The organism is Leifsonia sp. Root227 (genome assembly GCF_001428745.1).
Lineage (GTDB): Bacteria > Actinomycetota > Actinomycetes > Actinomycetales > Microbacteriaceae > Leifsonia.
Map to the genome: position 1 here is coordinate 666689 of NZ_LMIO01000003.1, position 21793 is coordinate 688481.

The 21793-nt window shown below is 69.5% G+C and carries 23 protein-coding genes; 17 read left to right on the forward strand and 6 right to left on the reverse strand.

What is annotated here, in order from left to right; all coding sequences use genetic code 11:
- Window positions 1-24: 24 nt before the first annotated feature.
- Both ASE16_RS13185 and ASE16_RS13190 read left to right on the forward strand, forming a co-directional pair.
- Window positions 25-942, forward strand: a complete 918-nt coding sequence (locus tag ASE16_RS13185; protein WP_055895605.1) for a sugar phosphate isomerase/epimerase family protein — start codon at window positions 25-27, stop codon at window positions 940-942.
- Window positions 943-988: 46 nt separating this feature from the next.
- Window positions 989-2005, forward strand: coding sequence for a Gfo/Idh/MocA family protein (locus ASE16_RS13190; RefSeq protein ID WP_055895607.1), 1017 nt, complete (start codon window positions 989-991; stop codon window positions 2003-2005).
- 21 nt (window positions 2006-2026) lie between these two features.
- On the opposite strand, the gene ASE16_RS13195 is transcribed toward ASE16_RS13190, so the two are convergent.
- Window positions 2027-2749 carry a GntR family transcriptional regulator gene (locus tag ASE16_RS13195; RefSeq protein WP_055896522.1) on the reverse strand — a complete coding sequence of 241 codons (723 nt, stop codon included), beginning with the start codon at window positions 2747-2749 and terminating at the stop codon, window positions 2027-2029.
- A gap of 148 nt (window positions 2750-2897) precedes the next feature.
- Window positions 2898-3479, reverse strand: a complete 582-nt coding sequence (locus tag ASE16_RS13200; RefSeq protein WP_055895609.1) for a 3'-5' exonuclease — start codon at window positions 3477-3479, stop codon at window positions 2898-2900.
- A gap of 113 nt (window positions 3480-3592) precedes the next feature.
- Between ASE16_RS13200 and ASE16_RS13205 the strand changes: the two genes are divergently transcribed.
- On the forward strand, window positions 3593-4339 hold the full coding sequence (locus tag ASE16_RS13205) for a class I SAM-dependent methyltransferase (protein WP_055895611.1): 747 nt from the start codon (window positions 3593-3595) through the stop codon (window positions 4337-4339).
- Between the two features lie 115 nt (window positions 4340-4454).
- Entirely contained in the window at window positions 4455-5528 is a 1074-nt protein-coding gene (gene ychF / locus ASE16_RS13210; RefSeq protein ID WP_055895613.1) for a redox-regulated ATPase YchF, read from the forward strand.
- Window positions 5529-5541: 13 nt separating this feature from the next.
- Here the strand turns inward: ychF and ASE16_RS13215 are convergent, their stop codons facing one another.
- Window positions 5542-6039 (reverse strand): DUF427 domain-containing protein, encoded by a 498-nt coding sequence (locus ASE16_RS13215; RefSeq protein WP_055895615.1) that lies wholly within the window; start codon window positions 6037-6039, stop codon window positions 5542-5544.
- A gap of 50 nt (window positions 6040-6089) precedes the next feature.
- On the opposite strand from ASE16_RS13215, the gene ASE16_RS13220 reads away from it, so the two are divergent.
- From ASE16_RS13220 to ASE16_RS13235, 4 genes are all read left to right on the forward strand, one after another.
- Window positions 6090-6686 carry an LON peptidase substrate-binding domain-containing protein gene (locus ASE16_RS13220; protein ID WP_414843036.1) on the forward strand — a complete coding sequence of 199 codons (597 nt, stop codon included), beginning with the start codon at window positions 6090-6092 and terminating at the stop codon, window positions 6684-6686.
- A gap of 161 nt (window positions 6687-6847) precedes the next feature.
- The gene (locus ASE16_RS13225) at window positions 6848-7183 is read left to right on the forward strand and encodes a hypothetical protein (protein ID WP_055895619.1); all 336 of its coding nucleotides are present in this window, start codon (window positions 6848-6850) and stop codon (window positions 7181-7183) included.
- A 167-nt stretch (window positions 7184-7350) separates the two neighbouring features.
- On the forward strand, window positions 7351-7824 hold the full coding sequence (locus ASE16_RS13230) for a hypothetical protein (protein WP_055895622.1): 474 nt from the start codon (window positions 7351-7353) through the stop codon (window positions 7822-7824).
- Window positions 7825-7891: 67 nt separating this feature from the next.
- A complete protein-coding gene (locus ASE16_RS13235; RefSeq protein ID WP_055895624.1) occupies window positions 7892-8458 on the forward strand; it encodes a GNAT family N-acetyltransferase in 567 nt (188 codons plus the stop codon).
- 62 nt (window positions 8459-8520) lie between these two features.
- On the opposite strand, the gene ASE16_RS13240 is transcribed toward ASE16_RS13235, so the two are convergent.
- Together ASE16_RS13240 and ASE16_RS13245 are read right to left on the reverse strand one after the other, a co-directional pair.
- Complete coding sequence (locus tag ASE16_RS13240) at window positions 8521-9639, reverse strand: NAD(P)/FAD-dependent oxidoreductase (RefSeq protein ID WP_055895626.1); 1119 nt, start codon at window positions 9637-9639, stop codon at window positions 8521-8523.
- A gap of 102 nt (window positions 9640-9741) precedes the next feature.
- Window positions 9742-10419, reverse strand: coding sequence for a helix-turn-helix domain-containing protein (locus tag ASE16_RS13245; RefSeq protein WP_055895628.1), 678 nt, complete (start codon window positions 10417-10419; stop codon window positions 9742-9744).
- 248 nt (window positions 10420-10667) lie between these two features.
- On the opposite strand from ASE16_RS13245, the gene ASE16_RS13250 reads away from it, so the two are divergent.
- The 9 genes from ASE16_RS13250 (at window position 10668) to ASE16_RS13290 (ending at window position 20943) form a co-directional block, all read left to right on the forward strand.
- Window positions 10668-11636, forward strand: a complete 969-nt coding sequence (locus ASE16_RS13250; RefSeq protein WP_055895629.1) for an ABC transporter permease — start codon at window positions 10668-10670, stop codon at window positions 11634-11636.
- Complete coding sequence (locus ASE16_RS13255) at window positions 11633-12496, forward strand: ABC transporter permease (protein WP_200949642.1); 864 nt, start codon at window positions 11633-11635, stop codon at window positions 12494-12496. The genes ASE16_RS13250 and ASE16_RS13255 overlap by 4 nt, the downstream gene beginning before the upstream one ends.
- Window positions 12493-14328 carry a dipeptide ABC transporter ATP-binding protein gene (locus ASE16_RS13260; RefSeq protein WP_055895630.1) on the forward strand — a complete coding sequence of 612 codons (1836 nt, stop codon included), beginning with the start codon at window positions 12493-12495 and terminating at the stop codon, window positions 14326-14328. The genes ASE16_RS13255 and ASE16_RS13260 overlap by 4 nt, the downstream gene beginning before the upstream one ends.
- A 35-nt stretch (window positions 14329-14363) precedes the next feature.
- Window positions 14364-15968, forward strand: coding sequence for an ABC transporter substrate-binding protein (locus ASE16_RS13265; RefSeq protein WP_055895631.1), 1605 nt, complete (start codon window positions 14364-14366; stop codon window positions 15966-15968).
- A 77-nt stretch (window positions 15969-16045) separates the two neighbouring features.
- A complete protein-coding gene (locus ASE16_RS13270; protein WP_055895633.1) occupies window positions 16046-16651 on the forward strand; it encodes an isochorismatase family protein in 606 nt (201 codons plus the stop codon).
- Entirely contained in the window at window positions 16651-17763 is a 1113-nt protein-coding gene (locus ASE16_RS13275; RefSeq protein WP_055895637.1) for an alpha-hydroxy acid oxidase, read from the forward strand. The genes ASE16_RS13270 and ASE16_RS13275 overlap by 1 nt, the downstream gene beginning before the upstream one ends.
- Window positions 17760-18917 carry an NAD(P)/FAD-dependent oxidoreductase gene (locus ASE16_RS13280; RefSeq protein ID WP_082581438.1) on the forward strand — a complete coding sequence of 386 codons (1158 nt, stop codon included), beginning with the start codon at window positions 17760-17762 and terminating at the stop codon, window positions 18915-18917. Before ASE16_RS13275 ends, ASE16_RS13280 begins: the two co-directional genes overlap by 4 nt.
- Before the next feature lie 27 nt (window positions 18918-18944).
- Window positions 18945-19796: an NAD(P)-dependent oxidoreductase gene (locus ASE16_RS13285; RefSeq protein ID WP_055895642.1), complete on the forward strand. Its 852-nt coding sequence runs from the start codon at window positions 18945-18947 to the stop codon at window positions 19794-19796.
- Window positions 19797-19806: 10 nt separating this feature from the next.
- The gene (locus ASE16_RS13290; RefSeq protein WP_055895645.1) at window positions 19807-20943 is read left to right on the forward strand and encodes an FAD-dependent oxidoreductase; all 1137 of its coding nucleotides are present in this window, start codon (window positions 19807-19809) and stop codon (window positions 20941-20943) included.
- A 1-nt stretch (window position 20944) separates the two neighbouring features.
- On the opposite strand, the gene ASE16_RS13295 is transcribed toward ASE16_RS13290, so the two are convergent.
- The gene (locus ASE16_RS13295; RefSeq protein ID WP_235500488.1) at window positions 20945-21673 is read right to left on the reverse strand and encodes an alpha/beta family hydrolase; all 729 of its coding nucleotides are present in this window, start codon (window positions 21671-21673) and stop codon (window positions 20945-20947) included.
- Between the last annotated feature and the right edge of the window lie 120 nt (window positions 21674-21793).

Genomic DNA, 21793 nt, shown 5'->3' on the forward strand with positions numbered 1-21793 from the left:
ATCCAGAGCATCCAGAGGAGAACGATGACAGACAGCACCCCCGCCCTGCGGATCGGCACAGCCCCTGACTCGTGGGGAGTCTGGTTCGCCGACGACCCGAAGCAGATCCCGTGGCAGCGCTTCCTCGACGAGGTGGTCGCCTCCGGCTACACCTGGATCGAGCTGGGGCCGTACGGCTACCTGCCGACCGACCCGCACCAGCTCGAGGACGAGCTCGGCTCGCGCGGCCTCAAGCTGTCCGCCGGCACGGTGTTCACCGGCTTCCACAAGGGAGAGGACCAGTGGCAGAGGGCATGGGACCAGGCGCTGCAGGTCGCCGGCCTCGCCACAGCGCTCGGAGCGGAGCACCTCGTGGTCATCCCTGACCTGTGGCGCAGCGACGCCACGGCGGAGGTGCTGGAGAGCCGCACCCTCGACGACGAGCAGTGGGCGAAGCTCGCGGCCGGGCACGACAAGCTCGGCAAGGCGCTCCTCGAGGAGTTCGGGATGCACCAGCAGTTCCACTCGCACGCCGACAGTCACGTGGGCACGTACGGCGAGGTCGAGCGGTTCCTCACAGAGACGGACGCCGCCTACACGAACCTGTGCCTCGACACCGGGCACTTCTCCTACTACCTCGGCGACAACCTCAAGCTCATCCAGGCGTACCCGGAGCGCATCGGCTACCTGCACCTCAAGCAGGTCGACCGCGAGATCCTCGCCGACGTGCTCAAGAACGACGTGCCGTTCGCGACGGCCGTCGCCCGCGGGGTCATGACAGAGCCGCCGGCCGGAGTGCCGGACTTCGCGCCGATCATCGAGGCGGTCAGCGCCATCGACCAGAACATCTTCGCGATCGTCGAGCAGGACATGTACGGCACGGACATCGAGCGTCCGTTCCCGATCGCGAAGCGCACCCGCGAGCACATCTTCGGATGCACGCGGCACGCCCGCCAGGACTGACCCCCTTCCCGATCCGGCGACCCCTCCCCACCGAAAGAAGACCAGCATGACCACCGAACCCCTCCGCATCGCCGTCGTCGGCGCCGGGATCATGGGCTCCGACCACATCACCAGGATCACCAAGCACATCGCAGGCGCCGAGGTCGCGGCCGTCGTGGAACCGGACGCCGCCCGCGCCGCCGCTGCCGCTGCAGGCGCACCTGGTGCCGTGACGCGCAGCCGCATCGAGGACGCCCTCGAGCACGACAGCATCGACGCGGTCATCATCGCGACCCCTGGCCCGTTCCACGAGTCGGTGCTGCTGCCGTCGCTCGACGCCGGGGTGGACATCCTCTGCGAGAAGCCGCTGACGCCGGACTCCGAGTCGTCGCTGCGCATCCTGGAGGCCGAGCAGAAGACCGGGCGTCCGCGCATCCAGGTGGGCTTCATGCGACGCTTCGACGACGAGTACCTGCAGCTCAAGGAGCTCATCGACTCCGGCGACGCCGGCGCCCTGCTCGCCCTGCACTGCGCGCACCGCAACCCGTCGACCCCGCCCGGCTACACAGAGTCGATGCTCATCACCGACTCCGTGGTGCACGAGATCGACGTGGTGCCGTGGCTCGTCGGCGAGCCGATCGCCGCCGTCGAGGTGCGCAAGCCGCGCCGCAACTCGCTCGCCCCCGAGGGCCTGCGCGAGCCGCAGCTGGTGCTGCTGGAGACCGCATCCGGTGTGCTGGCGGACGTGGAGATCAGCGTGAACATCCAGTTCGGCTACCAGGTGACAACGGACGCCGTGTTCGAGCGCAGCGTCGCCGAGATCGGGCGCACGTCGGGCATCGCCCGGTATGTGGACGGCGCGTTCCGGCAGGCCGAGCACCTGTCGTACACGACGCGGTTCGCGAAGGCGTACGACACCGAGGTGCAGCGCTGGGTGGATGCGGTGCGCCGCGGTGCGATCGACGGCCCGAGCGCCTGGGACGGCTACCTCGCCGCCGCGGTCTGCGAGGCGGGCGTCCGTGCGCAGGCCAGCGGCCTCCGCACCGAGGTCAGCTACGTGGCGCGTCCCGCGTTCTACGCGTGACAGCCGGCACCTCTGCGTGCCCTATTTGTCGACGAGGGTGATCTCGAAGGAGTAGAGGTCGGGCCGGTAGCAGTGGTGGCCGAACTCGACGGCTCTGCCGGAGTTGTCGTACGCGGTGCGGTCCATGGTGAGCACCGGTCCGCCGCCGTCGATCTCCAGCAGCGTGCTCTCCTCGGCGGATGCGCGACGCGCGCCGATCGTCTGGCGCGCCACCCGCATCGTGGTGCCGCGCCCGCGCATCAGCTGGTAGAGACCGTGCTCGCCGAGGTCGGCCGCCGTGATGTCGGTGAAGTCGGACGGCAGGTAGTTCTCCAGCACGCCGACCGGCACGCCGTCGGCGCTGCGCAGGCGCCGCAGGTGCAGGACGGGGCTCGACGCCTCCAGGTTGAGGACCCCGCCGATCGTGGGTCCTGCCGGGATCACCTCGTGCAGCAGCAGGGTGGTCTCCGGATGCTTGCCGCCGCGCGCAAGGTCGTCGTAGAGGCTGGTCAGCTCGACTTTTCTGGTGACGGGACCGTGGACGACCTGGGTGCCGATCCCGCGACGGCGCACCACGAGGCCCTTGTCGACCAGCTCCTGGATGGCGCGCCGTACGGTCGGCCGGGACAGGCCGAGGCGTTCGCCGAGTGCGATCTCGTTCTCCAGCCGCGATCCAGGCGGCAGCTCGCCGTCCACGATCGCGTTCTCGATCCGCGTCGCCACCTGGAAGTAGAGGGGGACCGGCCCGGAGTGGTCGAGGTCCATGAACAGGTGCTGCGGGAGGGGGCCGTCGCTCTGGGGCACGATACCTCGTTCATGTCAGGACAAATGGGTGGTCCCGACATTAGCACCCGTCCGCCCCGGTGCGCGGGTGGGCGCGACGAGTGGGCGTGGGTAGGAGCGGCTGGGAGCGCTACGCGGCCTGCGCGGTGCCGATGCGGCCGAGCCGGGAGCCGGTGCTCACGGCGAGCTCGTCGATGCTGGCCGCCCCGTGGCGGCGGGCGGCGTGCACGATGATGGCGGCGCAGGCTTCGGCGTCGGCCAGCGCGTCGTGGTGGTGGAAGTCCTCGAACCCCGCGGCCATCGCGGCGACCGGCAGCCGGTACGAGTCGAGCGTGTATGTGCGCCTGGCGACCTGCAGGCTGCAGAGGTAGCTGTAGTCGGGGCAGGCGATGGCAGTGGCCTGGCACGCGGCGCGGATCACGCCCATGTCGAACCCGGCGTTGTGCGCCACGAGGTAGTCGTCCTCCGCGAACTGGACCAGGTCGGGAAGCTGGTCGATCCAGCCGGCGGCGTTCACCACGTCCTCTGCGCGAATGCCGTGGATGCGCGTGTTCCACTCCTGGAAGAAGTCGTGTCCGATGGGCGGCTGGATGAGCCAGCCGACCCGGTCGACCACCTTGCCGTCCCGCACCTTGATGAGCCCGACCGAGCACGCGGACGCCGCACTCCCGTTCGCGGTCTCGAAGTCGATAGCGGTGAAATCCAGTGGCACGGGAACATGCTCGCACGGCCCACCGACGCCGCCTGGTTAGGGCGGCGGTGTGCCGTGGATGCGTGGGGGCGGGGCGTGCATCCACCGCAGGGTGCGCGCGTAGCATCGGCAGCATGTACGAACGGAACGACCACGACGCCCATGCCCGCTCCTTCGACAAGGCCGCCGACGTGTACGACGCCGCGCGTCCCGGCTATCCGGCCGAGGCCGTGTCGTGGCTGATCGGCGACGCCACCGGCCCCGCCGTAGACCTCGGCGCAGGCACGGGCAAGCTCACCGCCGCCCTCGTGCAGCGCGGGCTGGATGTGACCGCCGTCGACCCGTCGCCGGAGATGCTGCGCGTGCTGGGCGAGCGACTCCCCGGGGTGGCAGCGCGGCTCGGCACGGGGGAGAGCATCCCGGTCGACGATCACTCCGCCGGCTTGGTGGTGGCAGCGCAGGCGTGGCACTGGGTGGACCCCGCCGTCGCGGTTCCCGAGGTGGCGCGCGTGCTGCGACCAGGTGGGGCGCTCGGGCTGGTGTGGAACTTCCGCGACGAGTCCGTCGACTGGGTGCGGCAGCTCGGCGAGCTGATGGACACCGGCTCCGCGTACGCGAGCGACGAGGTCGAGCCCGTGGTCGGCGAGCCGTTCGGCCCGCTGGAACGGCACGAGGTGCGCTGGGTGCAGCAGCTGACCGTCGACGGGATGCTCGACCTGGCCCGTTCGCGCAGCTACTTCATCACCAAGGACGCCGACACCCAGGCCGCCGTGATCGCATCGCTGCGCAGACTCACGGCCGAGCATCCCGACCTGGCCGGCCGCGACACGTTCGAGCTTCCGTACGTCACCCACTGCTACCGCACCGTGCTTCCGGGCTGACGCGGCGCACGATTCGTGCCGAACACACGCTGCGGAGCGCGCGCACCGCACGTTTCGCATGAGTGCTTCGCGCAGCGTGGGGGTGCGCGGCGCACGGCCCGTAGAATGGTCGATCGTGGCTCTCACTATCGCAATCGTCGGACTTCCCAACGTGGGAAAGTCCACCCTCTTCAACGCGCTGACCAAGAACACCGTGCTCGCGGCGAACTACCCGTTCGCCACGATCGAGCCGAACGTCGGCGTGGTGAACCTGCCTGACCCGCGGCTCGACAAGCTCGCCGAGGTCTTCGGCAGTGAGCGCATCCTCCCTGCACCGGTGTCGTTCGTCGACATCGCGGGCATCGTCAAGGGCGCGAGCGAGGGCGAGGGTCTCGGCAACAAGTTCCTCGCCAACATCCGTGAGGCCGACGCGATCGCCCAGGTGGTCCGCGGATTCGACGACCCGGATGTGGTCCACGTCGCTGGCAAGGTGGATGCGGCAGGCGACATGGAGACCATCAACACCGAGCTGATCCTCGCCGACCTGCAGACGCTGGACAAAGCGATCGCGCGGTACGAGAAAGAGGTCAAGGGCCGCAAGCTGGAGCCGATCGTGCTCGAGACGGCCCAGGCGGCGCACGCGGTGCTGTTCGAGGGCAAGCCGCTGTCGGCCGCATCCATCGACCTGGAGCCCATCGCCGAACTCGGCCTGCTCACCGCGAAACCGTTCATCTACGTCTTCAACGTGGACGAGTCCGTGCTGACCGACGACGCCCGCCGCGCCGAACTCGCCGCCCTGGTCGCTCCCGCCCAGGCGGTCTTCCTCGACGCGAAGCTCGAATCCGAGCTCATCGACCTCGACGCCGACGACGCGGCCGAACTCCTCGCATCCACCGGCCAGACCGAGAGCGGCCTCGACCAGCTCGCCCGCATCGGCTTCGACACCCTCGGCCTGCAGACCTACCTGACGGCCGGCCCGAAAGAGTCGCGCGCCTGGACCATCCACAAGGGCTGGAAGGCCCCCCAGGCGGCCGGTGTGATCCACACCGACTTCGAGAAGGGCTTCATCAAGGCCGAGGTGATCTCGTTCGACGACCTCGTGGATGCGGGCTCGGTGGCCGAGGCGCGGTCGCGGGGGAAGGCGCGCATGGAGGGCAAGGACTACGTGATGCAGGATGGGGACGTTGTGGAGTTCCGTTTCAACGTCTAAATATCCCCGGCGTTCACCAGCCCTGTGACCCGGGCGATCCCTTGAAGGGTCCGACGACGGCGCTCGTGATCCAGCCGCCGTAGAAGCCTCCGGGCTGTGGCGTGACGACCTCACCGTCGACGGTGCACTCGTCCATCTGCTGCGGGTAGACGGCGACGCGGTCTCGGAGCGATTCGAAGCCGGGCGACGGATGCGGGTAGTTCCACGCGCAAGCGGACCGCACCTCGCCTCCGCCGTGCACGTCGAGATATCGTGCGGTGCCCTTGAACTCGCAGAACGACGATCCGTCGGCGTCGAGCAGCGCACCGGGTGCGAAGTCCGCTATCGGGAGGTAGTAGACCGGCGGATGGCTGGTCTCGAGCACCCGGACGACGTCTCGCGTTTCAACGATGAGCTGCCCGCCCAGACGGATCGTGACAGGCGCGGCGACGCGCTCGATGCGTGGCGGTCTCGGGTAGTCCCACACAGACTCCTGTCCCGTTCCTGGGATCTCGGGGCGCGGCCGGGGCACCTGTTCACTCTATGTCAGCGGTGCTTCACTGGGGTATGGCTCCGTCACCGATGTTCCCGCTCGGATCAGTGCTGTTCCCATTCGTGCCCATCCCCCTGCGGGTGTTCGAGCCGCGGTATCTCACCATGGTCGGGCGATTGCTCGACGAGGACGAGCCGGGGTTCGAGTTCGGCGTGGTCCTCATCGAGCGCGGACCCGAAGCCGGGGGTGGCGACCAGCGTGCATCGGTCGGGACGATGGCGCGTCTCGTGAGCGCGGCCGCTGGCGCCGACGACCTGCTCATCGTCGGTGTGGGGACCAGGCGGTTCACGGTCGATCGCTGGGTCGACGAGAACCCGTATCCTCGGGCCGAGCTCTCGATGCTGCCGGAGCTGGAGTGGTCCGAGGCGCTCGCACCCCTGCGGGCCGAGGCCGAAGCGGTTGTCCGTCGTGTGATCGCCCGTGTCGCGGAGCCGCAGCCGGATGCCGGCGCCGAACTGTCGGACGATCCCGTCGCGGCCGCGTGGCAACTGGCAGCGATCGCCCCACTGGGCGAGTACGACAGGTACACCCTGCTGCAGTCGACATCCATGGGGAGTCTCCTGCGTCAGACGATCGATCTGACCCTCGAGGCCGAAGAACTCTGGTCCGCCGAGTGGGGAAGCTGACCACCGTTCACCATCCCTGGTCTTGACGTTCGCACCGAGACCGCATCGCTCCCCGCCGGCTCGGATGGATCGGACGTGAATTCGATGTTCGCAGCCCGTCAAGGATCCTCGATCATCGCGGTCCGAACGCGCCCGCGGTGTCTTCCTGCCACCATGGACCGATGGACACCGACGTCACCCCATCGAGAACCCTCCGCAGGGCATGGCCCGCCATCTGCATCGTCCTCGTCAGTTGGCTCCTCCTGGTGCTCGCGCAGGGCATCCCGACAGTGTGTGCTCTGGCGCACCCGTGTCCAGCACCCGACGTCCGCCTGGCGCCCGCCGTCGTCTCCGGAGCGCTCCTGCTCGTGCCGCTGACGGTCGTGCTCGTCCCAGTGGCCCATCGGCCTCGGAACGCGTGGGTCGTCACGGTCGCGTATGCAGTGCTGGTGACCCTGGCCGTCGTCGGCCTGGCGACGGTGGCATTCTCCGGAGGGTTCAGCCTCCCGCTCGGCTGACGCGGGGTGCCTGCTCGATTCACCAGGCGGCCACAGCTCGTTGAACCGACCGGGCTTTCCGGCACGCGCAAGCCGTCGACGCGCGTCGCATTCCGGCGCCCCCAGACGCGCTGTGGCAGAATTCGACCGCACCACCCGCACCACCCGCACACCCAGGAGGGCCACCCATGCCGTACACCGTCGACTTCGTCACTGTCTCCACTGTCGGGCTGGAGTCGTCGCCCGTGGCCGAGGCGCTCGCCGGGTTGCGGGCCAACGAGGCGCGTTACTTCCACAACAAGTACGACCACGATTTCACGGTCGGCTCTGTGGACGAGCCGGGGAAGGCGGCGGATGCGCTGGCGTGGGTCACGCGCATCCTCAAGGAGGAGCGGGACCTGGTCATCGCATCGCGGGCGTTGGAGGCGACGGCGTTCGAGGTCGAGGGGATCCGGATGGCGTACGTGTTCTACGAGTCCGGGCTGTCGATCAACGTGATGTACACGATCGATGATGCCGGCAAGCGGGCGGTCGGGCTCAAGCTGTCGGACGGGATGGAGATTCCTACTGAGCTGGCCGACAAGTTCAAGTTCGCGCGGCAGAAGTCGAAGCTGGCGGGGACGATCCGCGGGTCGTTCTTCGTGATCAAGGGCGAGTACTAGAGGGCGGCGCGCCAGCTCACCCGCCCGATCGTCCGTGAATGTCCGTGGTGGCCGGTAGCGTCTTCCCATGTCCATCGATGTGCTTCCCGCAACCGGCCACTGGGACGATTTCGCCACCTTCATGGTGCCGCGCAAGCCGGGCGGCGGCGGGTGCGTGTGCATGTCGTACCGGGATGCGCGGCTCGGGATGCCGGAACGCATCGAATACATGCGCTCGGAGTGCTCGGCGGAACCTGGGCCCGGTGTGCTCGCCTACCTCGATGGCGAGGTGGCGGGCTGGTGCTCCGTGGCGCCGAAATCGACGTACCGGCGGCTGATGAACTCGCGGACCATTCCGCACCTCGACGAGGAACGCGACCCGTGGTCGATCGTGTGTTTCGTGGTGCGTGGCGGCTTCCGCAAGCGCGGGCTGATGCACGACCTGCTGGACGGCGCGGTGGAACACGCGCGCGTATCCGGGGCCGCGCTGGTGGAAGGGTATCCGGTGGACACCGGGGGAGAGAGGGTGGATGTGATCAGCGGCTACGTGGGAACGGTGGCCCTGTTCGAGAAGCACGGGTTCTCCCGCGTGCAGGCGACGGATGCGCACTCTGGCGCGACGCAGCGCTGGGTGATGCGGCGAGAGCTGGGCTGAGCGGCGCCGGCACTGGCCGGCGCCAGCTCCTCGCTGCCGGGTTCAGCCGGTCTCCGCCGACGTCAGACGCGCGCGTCCACGTCTGACAGGAACCCGGCGGACGGCGCCGCGGCCTCCCCGGTGATCACCGCGGCGAGACGATCGCCCACCAGCGGCCCCATCGTCAGGCCGGCTGCGCCGAACCCCGCGTTCACGTACACGCCGTCCAGGCCGTGCAGTGCACCGACCGTCGGCAGCTCGCCGTCGGGGAGCGGGCGAAGGCCGACGCGGGTCTCGATGAGGGTCGCGTCCGCGAGGCCCGGGGCGACCGACAGCGCATTGTCCAGAATCTGGCGCTGCCCGTCCGCCGTCACCCGCGGGTCGAAGCCGGAGCCGGTCTCGCGGGTCGCGCCGACCACCACGCGCGAGTCGTCGAACGCCACCAGATAGTGGCTGGAGACGGGATGCACCGACGGCCAGAAGCGCGTCTCCGCCGTGCCAACGCGCAGGTGCGTGATCTGCCCGCGCTGCGGCTCCACCGGGATGCGGCGGCCGAGCGGTTCCAGCATGCGGTTGGTCCACGCGCCGGTCGCGACCACCACCGTGTCGGCCTCGAGGGTGTTCCCGGCGGTCTCGACCGCCCAGCCGCCCCCGTTCACCTCGGCGATGGAGGCGATTCCCTCCACGATGGTCGCCCCCAGGGTCCGCGCCCCGGCGAGCAGCGCGGTCCGCAGGGTGCGCCCGTCGACGCGGGCGCCGCCGGAGATGTGCAGCGCGTCGAACCCCTCGCCGAGCGGCGGGAACAGCTCGCGCGCGCGACTGTTCTGGATGCGCGACACCTGGCCGGCCGATCGTGCACCGCCGAGACGGCCGGTGACCCGCGCCTCCACCTCGTCCAGCACCCCCGATTCGCGGTTGACCACCAGCGCGCCCGCCCTGCGGTAGCCGATGTCGTGCACGTCCACGGCGGCGAGCTGCGCGATGAGCTCGTCGTAGTGGTCGGCGCCCGCCGCGTACAGGTCGTAGAACTCGCCGGTGACGACCGAGCTCCACGGCTGGATGATCCCGGCACCCGCGGCGGTCGCCTGGCCGTCGAAGCCCGCCTCGACCATGGTCACCGTCACGCCACGCCTGGCGACGGAGAACGCGGTGGCCGCGCCGGCGATCCCGGTTCCGATGACGATGGCGGTGGTGGCTGGCATGGTGCTCCCTCGGTTCCTGCGCCGGGTCACGGCGCGTGGGCGTTGACGACCCGGCGGCATGGTCGGGCGCGGGTCGGATGCTCGTCGGTGTCGAGCGGTGGGTCAGGATTCGTGGTGCTGGGCGGTGGCCGTCGTGTTGGTGGTGAGCCACAGTGCCTCGACCGGCTGATCCGTGCGATTGGCGATCGAGTGAGGCGTCTGCGACGAGAAGTGGATGGCTTCGCCCGGCTGCAGTTCGACCTCGTCGTCGCGTAGACGCAGCCACAGCGTCCCGGAGACGACGTATGCCACCTCCTCGCCGTCGTGCACGGCGAGGGGCGCGATGGTCGCCGTGGGCTGCACGCGGAAGAACATCGGGTTGAGGACGCCGTGGGCGACGTCGGCGGCGAACGGGAAGTACTCGCGCTCGCCCACGACGGTGCGCGTCGTCGCGTGCTGCGGACCGCGCCACACTCCGTACTCGGCTTTCGGCTGCACAGGAGCGGCCCCGGCGTTGAGCACGTCGCTCGGGTCGATCTTCAGCGCGTGCGCGATGGAGAACAGCGAGGTCAGGGAGAGCGAGCATTCGCCGCGTTCGACCAGGGACAGGAAGCTCGGCGACAGCCCGGACGCGGCGGCCAGGTCGCGCAGGGAGAACTTGGCTTCCCGGCGGAATTCCCGCAACCGCGCACCGACCGCGACCAGCGACGACGCGAATCGGTCGTCTCCCGCGGCGTCGTCAGCGGACAGCGCGAAGTGGGAGTCGGCGGTGGAGACCGCTGCGGCGGCGTCGGTCGTCACGGTGGCACCTTCTTTCGGCGGGTCGCGGACGGCTCTATTCAACCGGAATTCGATCGGATCGCCGCGTTGTCGGAATGAGCATATTCTGCACACTGCCCGTCGTCAATACTGCACAGCATGGGCGTCAGGTTCCAATTTTACGGGCCTGTAAAAGAAGCATGTCCAGTATTGACGCACAATCGTGTATCCCGTTACTGTCCATACAACCTCATCCGCCATTCCACCCCGGTTCCGGAAGGACGAAACGCATGGACCTGCGCATCCTCGGCGTCTTCATCGCGCGGAGACTCCTCGGCCTGGTCGTGCTGCTGCTGATCATCTCGTTGCTCGTCTTCTCGCTGATCTACCTGGCGCCGGGCAACCTGGTGGACGTCCTCCTCGGCCTCGGTGAGAAGTCGCCGGAGGTCGTCGCGGCGATCCGGCAGCAGTACCACCTGGACGAGCCGTTCATCGTCCAGTACCTGATCTGGCTCGGGAACGCCTCTCACTTCGACTTCGGCCGGTCGATCATGCTCAACCAGCCGGTGACCACCGCCATCGCCTCCCGGATGTCCGTCACGCTCTTCCTTGCCGTCTACGGCTTCCTCGTCGCCGCGGTCGCCGGGCTGGTGCTCGGCACGGCCGCCGCCGTCAAGCGCGGCACCGCGACCGACCGCGGCGCCGTCGGCCTCGCCATCTTCGGCGTGAGCGCCCCGACCTTCGCCACCGGCCTCATCCTGCTGTGGGTGTTCGCCATCCAGCTGGGCTGGTTCCCCGTGATCGGCGCGGGGGACGCCGACTTCGGCGACCGGTTCTGGCACCTCACCCTCCCCGCCCTCGCCCTCGGGATCACGGGGACCGCGTTGATGACGAAGATGACGAGGGCGGCGCTGATCGACAGCCTCGAGCAGGACTACATCAACTTCGCCCGCAGCAGAGGAGTCGGGGCGGTGCGCATCCTGTTCGTGTACGGGCTGCGGAACTCGCTCATCCCGATCGTCACCGCCGCCGGCCTCGTGATCGCCACGACGCTGACCGGCTCCGTCCTCATAGAGCAGACCTTCAGCCTGCAGGGCATCGGCTCACTCCTCATCTCGTCGATCAACAACAAGGACATTCCCGTGGTGCAGGGCACGACCATGCTGATCGCGGTCCTCGTCGTCCTGGTCAACCTCATCGTCGACCTCAGCTACTTCGTGATAGATCCGCGCACCAGGATGAAGGGGGCGATCGCGTGAGCGCCGTCGTCGCAACACCGGAGCCGCTGGTCAGGACGCGCACAGGCAAGCGCTCAGTGCTCGTCGGGTTCTCCTGGGTCATCGTCGGGCTCGTCGTGGTCTGCGCGGTGTTCGGCCAGTTCATCGCGCCGTATCCGGCCGGTGCTCAAAACCTCACGGACACGCTGGCCGGGCCGTCGCTGTCGCACCTGCTCGGCACAGACGACCTGGGCCGGGATGTGTTCTCCCGCATCATCGTCGGCGCCCGCTCTGCTCTGATGGGCCCGACGGTGATCGCCATCGGCGCGATGCTGATCGGCACGCTCCTCGGTCTCACCGCCGGCTACCGGGGCGGCTGGTACCAGACCCTGGTGATGCGCTGGGTGGACCTGATGTTCGCCGTTCCGCAGTTGCTGATCGCGATCGTCGTCGTCGGCGTGCTGCAGGGCACGTACTGGGAGGCCGTTCTCGTCCTCATCGTGCTCACCGCTCCGGCGGACACCCGGCTCCTGCGCGGCGCGACCGTCGCGCAGCGCAACCTTCCGTACGTGGAGGCGTTGCGGGTCGTCGGCGTCCCGTCGAGGCGCATCCTGGTCGGCCACGTCTGGCCGACCCTGATGCCGCTCACGGTCGCACAGACGTTCCTCAATTTCGCGACCAGCATCGTCACGCTCGCCTCGCTGTCCTTCCTCGGCCTCGGCGTCGCGCCTGGTGCCGCCGACTGGGGCAGGATGCTCGCCGAAGGCCGCGACCTCGTCGCGATGAACCCGTGGGCGGCGGTCGGGCCGGGACTCGCCATCGCCCTGACCGCGGCGAGCATGAACATCGTCGGCGACTGGCTGCTGGAGCGACTGGGCGCCAGAGGGAAGGCACGCGCATGAGCATCCCCACCGAAACGCTTCTGACGGTGTCCGGCCTCCGGGTCACCGCCGCCGTCGACGGCGAGCTGCGTCCCCTGGTGGCCGGCGTCGACCTCAGCGTGTCCGCCGGCGAGACGGTCGCCATCGTCGGCGAGTCCGGCTCGGGCAAGTCGATGACGGCGCGCGCCCTGATGGGGCTGCTGCCCGCAGGCGTCACGGTCGACGGCAGCGTGCGCTACCGCGGAGACGAGCTGCTGCCCGGCAGCAGAGGGCGCCGGCTGCACGAAGACTTCGCGATGATCTTCCAGGACCCGTTCACGATGCTGAACCCGTTGCTGCCGAGCGGCAGACACATCAGCGAGACGCTCCGAGACGGCCGTGGTCGGCGGCTCCGCGGAGCCGCGGCGCGTGCCGTTGAGATCGAGCGTCTCGCCGAGGTGGGCATCCACGATCCCAGCGTGGCCACCCGCTACCCGTTCGAGCTGTCCGGCGGAATGCGGCAGCGCGTCGGGATCGCCGCCACGCTCGCCTCCAATCCCACGCTGCTCATCGCCGACGAGGTCACCACCGCCCTCGACGTGACGACGCAGGCGGAGATCCTGCAGCTGCTCAGGAGCGTCCAGCGTGCGAGGAACGTCGGCATGATCCTGATTACGCACGATCTCAGCGTCGCGTTCTCGATGGCCGACCGCGTCTACGTGCTGTACGCCGGCCAGCTGCTTGAGCAGGCGCCGAGCGCGCGGATGCTGGCCGAGCCGCTGCACCCGTACACCAGGGGCCTGCTCGAGTCCGACCCTCCGCTCGACCACCGGGCGGCGTCGCTGTACTCGATGCCAGGGTCGGTCCCGCAGGCCGCTTCCGTGCTGCACCGCTGCCCGTTCGCCGACCGGTGCGCGTGGGTGACCGACGACTGCCGTGCCGGCGCGACGCCGCTGCGCGAGGTCGGCGGGGAGACCGGGAGGCTCTCGGCGTGCATCCGGATCGAGGAGATCCGCCCGCAGGTCGCTGCGGCGTCCGCGCCTGCGAGCGTCAGCACGGCGACGGCGGTGGATGCGGGGACGGACGGAGAGGGCTCCGACGCGTTCCTCTCCGTCGTCGGCCTCCGCAAGGAGTTCACCCGTGGCGGCCGGACCGTCGTCGCCCTCGACGGTGTCTCCATCGAGGTCGCTGCCGGTGAGAGCGTCGGCATCGTCGGCGAGTCCGGGTCGGGAAAGACCACGCTCGGCAGGAGCATCGTCGGCCTGGAGACGCCGAGCGACGGCAGCATCCGGATCGGCGGCGTCGACGCCTCCGACTACGAGTCCCTCGGGCACGGACAGGTCGCCCAGCTGCGCTCTGCCGTGCAGATGGCATTCCAGGACCCGTTCTCCACGCTCAGCCCGGCGCGCTCGATCGGCTCCGTGCTGCGCGAGGCTTTGCGGCTCGACGACCCCCGCGCCTCGACGGCGGATGTCGCCGAGCTGCTCGCCCTCGTCGGCCTCCCTGCGTCGTATGCGCGCCGCAAGCCGGCGTCGCTGTCGGGCGGGGAGCGCCAACGCGTCGCCCTGGCCCGCGCGCTCGCGCGCAAACCGCGCCTGATCGTCTGCGACGAGATCGTCTCTGCGCTCGACGTCTCCGTGCAGGCGCAGATCCTGAATCTGCTGAACCGGCTGCGCGCCGAGCTCGGCGTCGGCTATGTGTTCATCACCCACGACCTCGCCGTCGTGCGCCAGATCACCGACCGCGTCTACGTGCTCCACCGCGGTCGCCTGGTCGAGCATGGGCCGACCGGCTCCGTGCTCGACGAACCACGAGAGGAGTACACCCGTTCGCTCGTGGCCTCTGTGCCGCAGAACGCGATCGCACTGCCGTAACCCGCATCATCAACCCTCGAGAAAGTGAACGTCGCATGATCACATCCCGCAGAAGGACGATCCTCGTCGCGGCAGCAGCCGCGGTGACGGCCGCTCTCGCGCTGACCTCGTGTTCGCAGAGCAATGGATCGAAGGGCGCCGCAGCAGGCTCCGACGACATCCAGCTCAAGTGGGCACTCGCCTCCGCTCCGCGTGCCCTCGACATGTACGGGGACTTCAGCTCCAACGCGAACATCGTCGACAGCCTCGTCTATGAGTCGCTCGTGAAGCTCGACAACCTGAAGCTCGAGCCGTCGCTTGCGACCAAATGGGAGGCGACGACGCCGACGACCTACGTCTACACGCTGCGCGATGACGCCACATTCTCCGACGGCAAGCCGGTAACGGCGGACGACGTCGCGTTCTCGTTCAACCGACACATCGCGGACGGCTCCACCTCGGCCAGCGTCTCGCACCTGAAGACGCTGAAAGAGGCGAAGGTGACCGGCGAGCACGAGGTCACCATCGAGCTCACCCAGCCGGACGCCACCTGGATCTACGACCCGCTGTTCGCGCCGATCGTCGAGAAGAGCGTCGTGGAGAAGGCCGGAGCGCAGTACGGCGCCCCTGGGACGACCGTGGTCGGCTCCGGACCGTACACGGTCGCGTCGTTCGATGCCTCGAGCGGTATCAAGCTGGAGCGCAACGAGAAGTACTGGGGCGCGAAGCCCGACGTGGCGTCCGTGTCGTTCAGCTACATCGCGGACCCGAGCGCGCTCTCCCTGGCGCTGCGCTCCGGCGATGTCGACGGCTACTTCGGCATCGCCCTGTCGAAGGTGTCGCAGTTCAAGAACGTCTCCGGCGTGACCATCGAGCAGGGTGACGGTCTCGCCACTTCTTCTCTGATGTTCGACGTCGAGTCGAAGCCGTTCGACGACATCCACGTGCGGAAGGCCATCGCTTCCGCCTGGGATGCGGAGAGCTTCACCAAGAACGTGCTCGGCGGCTACGCGAAGCCGGCCAACGCGATCGCATCGCCAGGGTTCTGGACGAACCTCGCCGACGCGGACGAGGTCTCGAAGATCTACGACTCGATCCCGACCATCGACTTCGACATGAAGACGGCGAAGGCCGAGCTGGCCAAGTCGAGCGTGCCGGACGGCTTCACCACGTCGATCAGCTACCCGGATGCACGCCCGGAACTCGGACAGGCCCTCCAGGTCCTCGCCGAGAACCTGAAGAAGATCGGCATCACGCTCAACGTCAAGGAGATCCCGTACCAGCAGTGGGTGTCGCTGATCAGCGGCAGCCACGAGAACCTGACGATCCAGATCGCCCAGTGGAACCCGGACTACCCGGACCCGAGCGACCTGATCCTCAGCCAGTACCCGTCGAGCCACGCTGTACCGAACCAGTACAACCTGTCCAACTACAAGAACCCCGCTGTCGACACCATGATCGACCAGGAGCTCGCATCCACCGACCCGGAGGAGCGCAAGACCCTGATGACGTCGATCCTGCAGACGGTGGCGAAGGACGTCCCGAACGTCAACCTCTACTGGCCGAGCACGCTGATGGCGATCCGCGCCCCGTATGAGTACAGCGGGTACAACGGCATGTACTCGTCGGAGCAGTGGACGTACAACATCACCAAGAAGTAGCAATGCTCCGGGCGGCGGCGAACTGTGCACGCCGCCGCCCGGCGATCATCACCGCAACCAAAGGAGCTCACCGAACCATGACCGACCGCCTCTTCGACCCAGCGCGCACCGCCTTCATCTCCATCGACATGCAGAAGGGCGTGGCGAGCCACGACTCGGTGCCGAACTCCGCCTCTGACGTGATCGCCCGCGTGGGCAGCATGGTCGAGGCGGCCCGCGCCGGCGGCGGACTGGTCGTGTACGTGCGCACCAGCTTCCTGCCGGACGAGTCGGATGCGCTGCACCCGAAGATGGACGTGGCCAGGCCGGCGAAGCCAGTGCGTCCTGCCGGCTGGGACGAGCTGGTGCCGGAGCTGCAGCCGCTGCCCACCGAACCGGTCATCGTCAAGCGAAGCTTCGACGCGTTCTACGGCTCCGACCTCGACCTGCAGTTGCGCAGGCACGGCATCGACACCATCGTGATCGCGGGGATCTCCACCAACTTCGGCGTCGAGGGCACCGCGCGCAGCGCGTACAACCACGGCTTCGACGTCGTGTTCGCCGAAGACGCGATGGGGACCGGCTCTGTCGCCATGCACGAAGGCTCGCTGGCGAACGTGTTCCCGTACATCGGGCGTGTGCGCACGGTGGAGCAGATCGTTGCGGCATTCACGGCGACCGACAGCTCAGAGGCGGCAGCCTGATGGCGGACACGCCGACGGGACAGGTCGGCACGGCCATCGACGACCGATTCGCCTCCGCCGAGCGCTTCACGACGCTCCGCGGTCTCCGTGCGGAGGCCGAGCGCCAGCTCTCGCCGTCGGCGTGGAACTACCTGTGGACGGGGACAGGCGACGAGCGCACCGCGGATGACAACACCGCCGCGTTCGACCGCCGTCAGTACACCACCCCGCTCTTCGCCGGGATCAGCAACCCGGACACCAGCACGTCGGTGCTCGGCTACGACCTCGGCTTCCCCGCCTTCACCGCGCCGTTCGGCGGGGAGGCGACCTTCCATCCTGACGGTCACCTGGCCGTCGGGCGCGCGGCAGAGCGGGCCGGCATCCAGCAGATGGTCCCCGTCGCCGCTTCGTACTCCCTCGAAGACGTCGCTGCGGCGTCCTCGGTCGCCTCGGTCTTCCAGCTGACGTTCGTCGGCGAGGAGGACCACGTGGTCGAGATGATGCACCGCGCCGCGGACGCCGGCTACAGGCACATCTGCGTGACGTACTCGCCGATCCGGCAGTGGAGGGAGCGCCTGCTCGAGGATCGCTTCTCGCCGCGCACCAACCTGGCGGAGTCGAACTTCGGCCAAGGACGCTCCGACCCCGCGCCTCTCGTAGAGCTGCTCGAGTTCACGCAACCGCGCTGGAACTGGGAACAGGCGAAGCGGGCGATCGCGCGCTCACCGCTGCCGTGCATCGTGAAGGGCGTGCAGTCGGCGGACGACGCGCGCGCATCCATCGACGCCGGCGCGGTGGGACTGTACGTCTCCAACTACGGCGGCCGCACGATCGACCGCACGGCCGCCACCATCGATCTGCTGCCCGAGATCCGCGCTGCGGCGGGGCCGGACATCCCGATCGTCCTGGACTCCGGCATCCGCAGGGGCAGCGACATCGCGACGGCCATCGCCCTGGGCGCCGACGCTGTCGCGCTCGGACGTCTGGTCGCCATCGGCCTCGCCGCGGACGGAGAGCGCGGCGTCCTGCGCACCCTGGAGCTGTTGCAACAGGAGTTCTGGACGACGCTCGGACACCTCGGCGTCTCCAGCGTCGCCGAACTGTCTCCCGCCGTGTTCCGGGATGCGCGATGAGGGTGGTCGTGGTCGGGGCCGGCTCGATCGGCGCCCACGTCGCGTACCGGCTCCGCGAGCACGGCGCTGACGTGGTGCTGGTCGAGTCCGGAGCTCCCGCCCAGGGAACCAGTTCGTCGTCGTTCGCCTGGCTGTCGTCGTTTCCGCAGATGAGCTGGACGGAGGAGGCCGGACGCGCGGCGCTGCGGCGCACCGTGCACCAGCGCTTCCACGAACTCGCCGACGAGCTGGGCGGTGGCTGGGTGCACTGGGTCGGCACCCTCACCTGGGGCGCGCCGGCCGAACGCGCAGCACTGCACGACGCCGCGCTCGTCTGCCGGGAACGCGGTGTGGACGTCGCGATCCTCGACGCAGCGACGACGACGGGCCGGATGCGCGGTCTGCTGGTCGAGCCGGACGGCGAGTTCATCTTCGAGCAGGACAGCGGCTGGGTCGACGCTCCCGCGCTGATCGAGCGCCTGATCGCGCGTTTCCAGGACCTCGGCGGCACCCTGCTGCGCGACACGCGGGTGGTCGCGCTGCTGCGCTCCGGCGACGCCGTCAGCGGCGTGGTGACCGACAGAGCAGGAACGATCGAGGCGGACGCGGTCGTGAACGCCACCGGAAGCTGGGGCAGCCATCTGGCGGCCCTCGGCGGTGCGGCCATCCCGCTCGACCTCGTTCCCGGACTGATGATCTACACGGACAGGGTCGACCCGGCCACCGTCCCCTCCTGCGTCATCGACGCGCCGACCTGGCTCAGCCGTCCAGACCCTTCCGGCGGTGTGGCGATCCACTGGCGCGGAGAGGGCATGACGAGCGTGCACGGTGGGAACGGGTGGTCGGCCGAGCGCATCCTGGCCGACGTGGCGCGGAGCCTGCCGGCGCTCGCCTCGTCCAGAGTCGCGCGCACGAGCGTCGGAATCCGCCCGATCCCTCCCGGCGGCCCTGTGGTCGGCGCGCTGCCGTGGACGCCGGGGCTGTACCACGTGCTGTCGCACGGCGGCATCGGCTGGGGGCCCGTGTGGGGCGACCTCGCCGCTCGCGAGCTGCTGCACGGCGAGACCGTGCCAGAACTCGCCGCTGCCCGCCCGGAGCGGTTCTACCACCAGACCCCCGAAATCGGCCGGTTCGCCGATGATGCCGAGCAGCCGCCCGTCGCCGTCGCGCTCTGACCCATCCACCTCTTCGAACGGACTCCCATGAACATCTCCTTCCTCGGCCTCGGCCGGATGGGCCGCGTCCTCGCCCAGCACATCGTCGACGCCGGCCACGACGTCACGGTCTGGAACCGTACGCCATCGCGGGCCGACGCGCTGGTCGCGGCGGGCGCACGACGAGCGGCGACCCCCGCGGATGCCGTGGCGGGCGCCGACCTCGTCGTCACGGCCTTCTTCGGCCCTTCCGCCGTCCGCGAAGCCGTCCTCGACGGCGAGCTCCCGTTGTCCGACACGACGGTCTGGGTCGACGTGACCACGGTCTCGCCGGAGGACGCGACCGACTTCGCATCCTGGGCGCGCTCGGCGGGCGTCCGCTACGTGCACTCTCCGGTGATCGGCTCGCTCGCCCCCGCCGCCAACCGGTCACTCGGGGTGCTGGTTGGGGGAGACGCTGCGGATCGCGCCGTCGCCCTGCCGATCGTGTCGCTCTGGGCGGACCCCGCGCGGCTGTGGGAGTTCGACGCACCGTCGAAGGCGGCGGGCGGCAAGCTCGTCGCCAACCTCGCGCTCGCCATTTCGATGCAGGGCCTCGTCGAGGCCATCGACCTCGGGCACGCCACCGGCCTCAGCACGGAGGAGGTGTTGACCACCCTGACCGGAACCGGCCTCGGCGTGATCGCTGGGATGAAAGGCCAGACCATTCGGGCGCGCTCGTTCGGCGACACGCAGTTCTCCACCGACCTGATCGTGAAGGACATCGGGCTGATGCTCGCCTCGGCCGACCGTCCGCTTCCCGCACTCGTCACCGCATACGCGGCGCTGACCACGGCACAGGATGCCGGCAACGGCGACGACGACTTCTCCGTCATCGCCGCCCGGGCCGCGGCCGACTGAGGAGGCGACCGTGCACCTGGATGCGGAGGTCGGCGTCGTCGGCGTCGGGACGATGGGAAGCATGGCGCTCTGGCAGCTGGCGCGCCGGGGCGTTGCGGCGATCGGCTTCGAGCAGTTCCGGGTCGGTCACGAGCTGGGCGCAGGTGTCGGGGAGGCTCGCCAGTTCCGGGACAACCTGCTCGAGCCAGACGTGCGGGACATCATGGCGGTCGCCGAGCGCGAGTACCGTCTGCTTGAGGACGAGAGCGGGCTGACGCTGCTGACCATGACCGGCGGGCTGACCATCGGACGCCGCGACTCCGCGCTCATCCGGGAGCTGACCGGCCGGATGGTCGCGGCCGGAGAGTCCCCGCTGCCGGTCGGCCGGGCGGAGCTGCACGAGCGCTTCCCGCAGCACGTGCTCCGCGACGACGATGTGGCGCTCTGGAACGACAGGACCGGCTTCGTCCGGCCGGAGCTGTCGATCGCCGCCGCCGCCTCGACGGCTCGCGCCGCGGGTGCCGAGGTGGTCGAAGGCTGTGCGATCACGGCGATCGAGCCGTACGACGATCACGTGCTCGTCCGCTCAGCCGACCGCGTCTGGGCGCTCCGGCAGGTGATCGTGACCGCCGGACCGTGGATCTGGCGCCTTCTCCCGCAGGATGCTGTGCCGGGCGGTGACGTCGGCCGGCTGCTGCTCACCTGGTTCCCGACCAGGGACGACGCGTCGTTCTCTCCAGAAAACTATCCGACGTTCACCCGCGAGGTGGACGGCGTCACGCTGTACGGACTGCCGAGCCTCTGGTCTGGCACGGCCCGCGTCGGCTTCGCCGGACCGCGCTCTCGGCTGTCCGACCCGGACGAGCTCGACCGTGCGATCGTCCCGCAGCCGGAGATCGACCTGATCGAGCGGCTGGTCGGCGAGCTGATTCCCGGCCTGGTGCCGTCGGTGGTCCGCACGGGCACCCATCTTGATGCGTACACGCCGGATGGTCAGCCCCTGATCGGGCGGCTCGGCGCGAGCGACCGCATCCTCGTCGCTGCGGCGTTCTGCGGGCGCGGCTTCAAGATGGCTCCGGTGGTCGGCCGCATCCTGGCCGAGCTGGCGATTGACGGACGCAGCCGGATCGACGTGAGCCGGTGGGCACCCGGGCGGTTCGCCTCCTGAGTCACACGGTCTCGGTCACGAACGCCGCGACCGACGACACCAGCAGCTCCCGCACGGCGGCAGCGCCGAACGGCGACGACGCGAGCACCTTCATCCCGTGGTCGGCTCCTGGAACCGCGATCACCCGAAGACCCGGGCGCGCCGCCGCCGCGACCTCGGCGGACACCGTCGCCGCGGTCCCGAACGTGTCGCGGTCGCCCTGCAGCACGAGCACGGGAACCTCCGGCGTCAGCAGTTCGTCCAGCCTGCTCTTCTCCGGCCGGCCGGGTGGATGCAGGGGGAACGCCAGACACACCACGCCGGCGGCCCCCGTGGATGCGGCCGTGCGGCACGCCACGCGGGCGCCGGCGCTGCGGCCGCCCACCAGCAGGGGCAGGCCGTCGGCGATTCGGGCGACGGGGGAGGCCGTCTCGAGCCAGGCGGTGTCGAGGGCGGCGGGCCGCGACGCGACGCGTTTGCCTGCGACGCGCCAGGGCTGCTCGTAGCGGATGACGGTGATGCCGTGGCGAGGGAGACCGGCTGCGAGAGCGGCCAGGTCGGGCGCGCCGATGCCTCCACCTGCTCCATGACCGAGCCAGAGCACCGCGCGCTGGTCGGTGGCGGCGTCCACGGTGAGGCGGCCGGGGCCGAGCGTCGTCTCCACGGTGAGGAGGACGGAGGCGGCGGGTGCGGCGACGCCTGGCTCGGGTGCGCCGGGTTCGGAAGTTTGGGGGTGAGGCGTGGCGGACATGGGATCGACGCTACCGCTCGCGCTGGACGCGCGGGGAGGGACGGCCAACGGCAGACCATGCCGTCCACCTTTTTTAGAGTTTCTCTCACGTTTAACTGGCGTGTCGTGTGTGGGAGAGAG

Excerpts from the sequence above, each read along its gene's own strand:
- ASE16_RS13185 (WP_055895605.1), top strand. The coding sequence starts at position 25 with ATGACAGACAGCACCCCCGCCCTGCGGATCGGCACAGCCCCTGACTCG.
- ASE16_RS13190 (WP_055895607.1), top strand. The coding sequence starts at position 989 with ATGACCACCGAACCCCTCCGCATCGCCGTCGTCGGCGCCGGGATCATG.
- ASE16_RS13195 (WP_055896522.1), bottom strand. The coding sequence starts at position 2,749 with ATGGACCTCGACCACTCCGGGCCGGTCCCCCTCTACTTCCAGGTGGCG.
- ASE16_RS13205 (WP_055895611.1), top strand. The coding sequence starts at position 3,593 with ATGTACGAACGGAACGACCACGACGCCCATGCCCGCTCCTTCGACAAG.
- ASE16_RS13220 (WP_414843036.1), top strand. The coding sequence starts at position 6,090 with ATGTTCCCGCTCGGATCAGTGCTGTTCCCATTCGTGCCCATCCCCCTG.
- ASE16_RS13225 (WP_055895619.1), top strand. The coding sequence starts at position 6,848 with ATGGACACCGACGTCACCCCATCGAGAACCCTCCGCAGGGCATGGCCC.
- ASE16_RS13230 (WP_055895622.1), top strand. The coding sequence starts at position 7,351 with ATGCCGTACACCGTCGACTTCGTCACTGTCTCCACTGTCGGGCTGGAG.
- ASE16_RS13235 (WP_055895624.1), top strand. The coding sequence starts at position 7,892 with ATGTCCATCGATGTGCTTCCCGCAACCGGCCACTGGGACGATTTCGCC.
- ASE16_RS13240 (WP_055895626.1), bottom strand. The coding sequence starts at position 9,639 with ATGCCAGCCACCACCGCCATCGTCATCGGAACCGGGATCGCCGGCGCG.
- ASE16_RS13250 (WP_055895629.1), top strand. The coding sequence starts at position 10,668 with ATGGACCTGCGCATCCTCGGCGTCTTCATCGCGCGGAGACTCCTCGGC.
- ASE16_RS13260 (WP_055895630.1), top strand. The coding sequence starts at position 12,493 with ATGAGCATCCCCACCGAAACGCTTCTGACGGTGTCCGGCCTCCGGGTC.
- ASE16_RS13265 (WP_055895631.1), top strand. The coding sequence starts at position 14,364 with ATGATCACATCCCGCAGAAGGACGATCCTCGTCGCGGCAGCAGCCGCG.
- ASE16_RS13270 (WP_055895633.1), top strand. The coding sequence starts at position 16,046 with ATGACCGACCGCCTCTTCGACCCAGCGCGCACCGCCTTCATCTCCATC.
- ASE16_RS13275 (WP_055895637.1), top strand. The coding sequence starts at position 16,651 with ATGGCGGACACGCCGACGGGACAGGTCGGCACGGCCATCGACGACCGA.
- ASE16_RS13280 (WP_082581438.1), top strand. The coding sequence starts at position 17,760 with ATGAGGGTGGTCGTGGTCGGGGCCGGCTCGATCGGCGCCCACGTCGCG.
- ASE16_RS13285 (WP_055895642.1), top strand. The coding sequence starts at position 18,945 with ATGAACATCTCCTTCCTCGGCCTCGGCCGGATGGGCCGCGTCCTCGCC.
- ASE16_RS13295 (WP_235500488.1), bottom strand. The coding sequence starts at position 21,673 with ATGTCCGCCACGCCTCACCCCCAAACTTCCGAACCCGGCGCACCCGAG.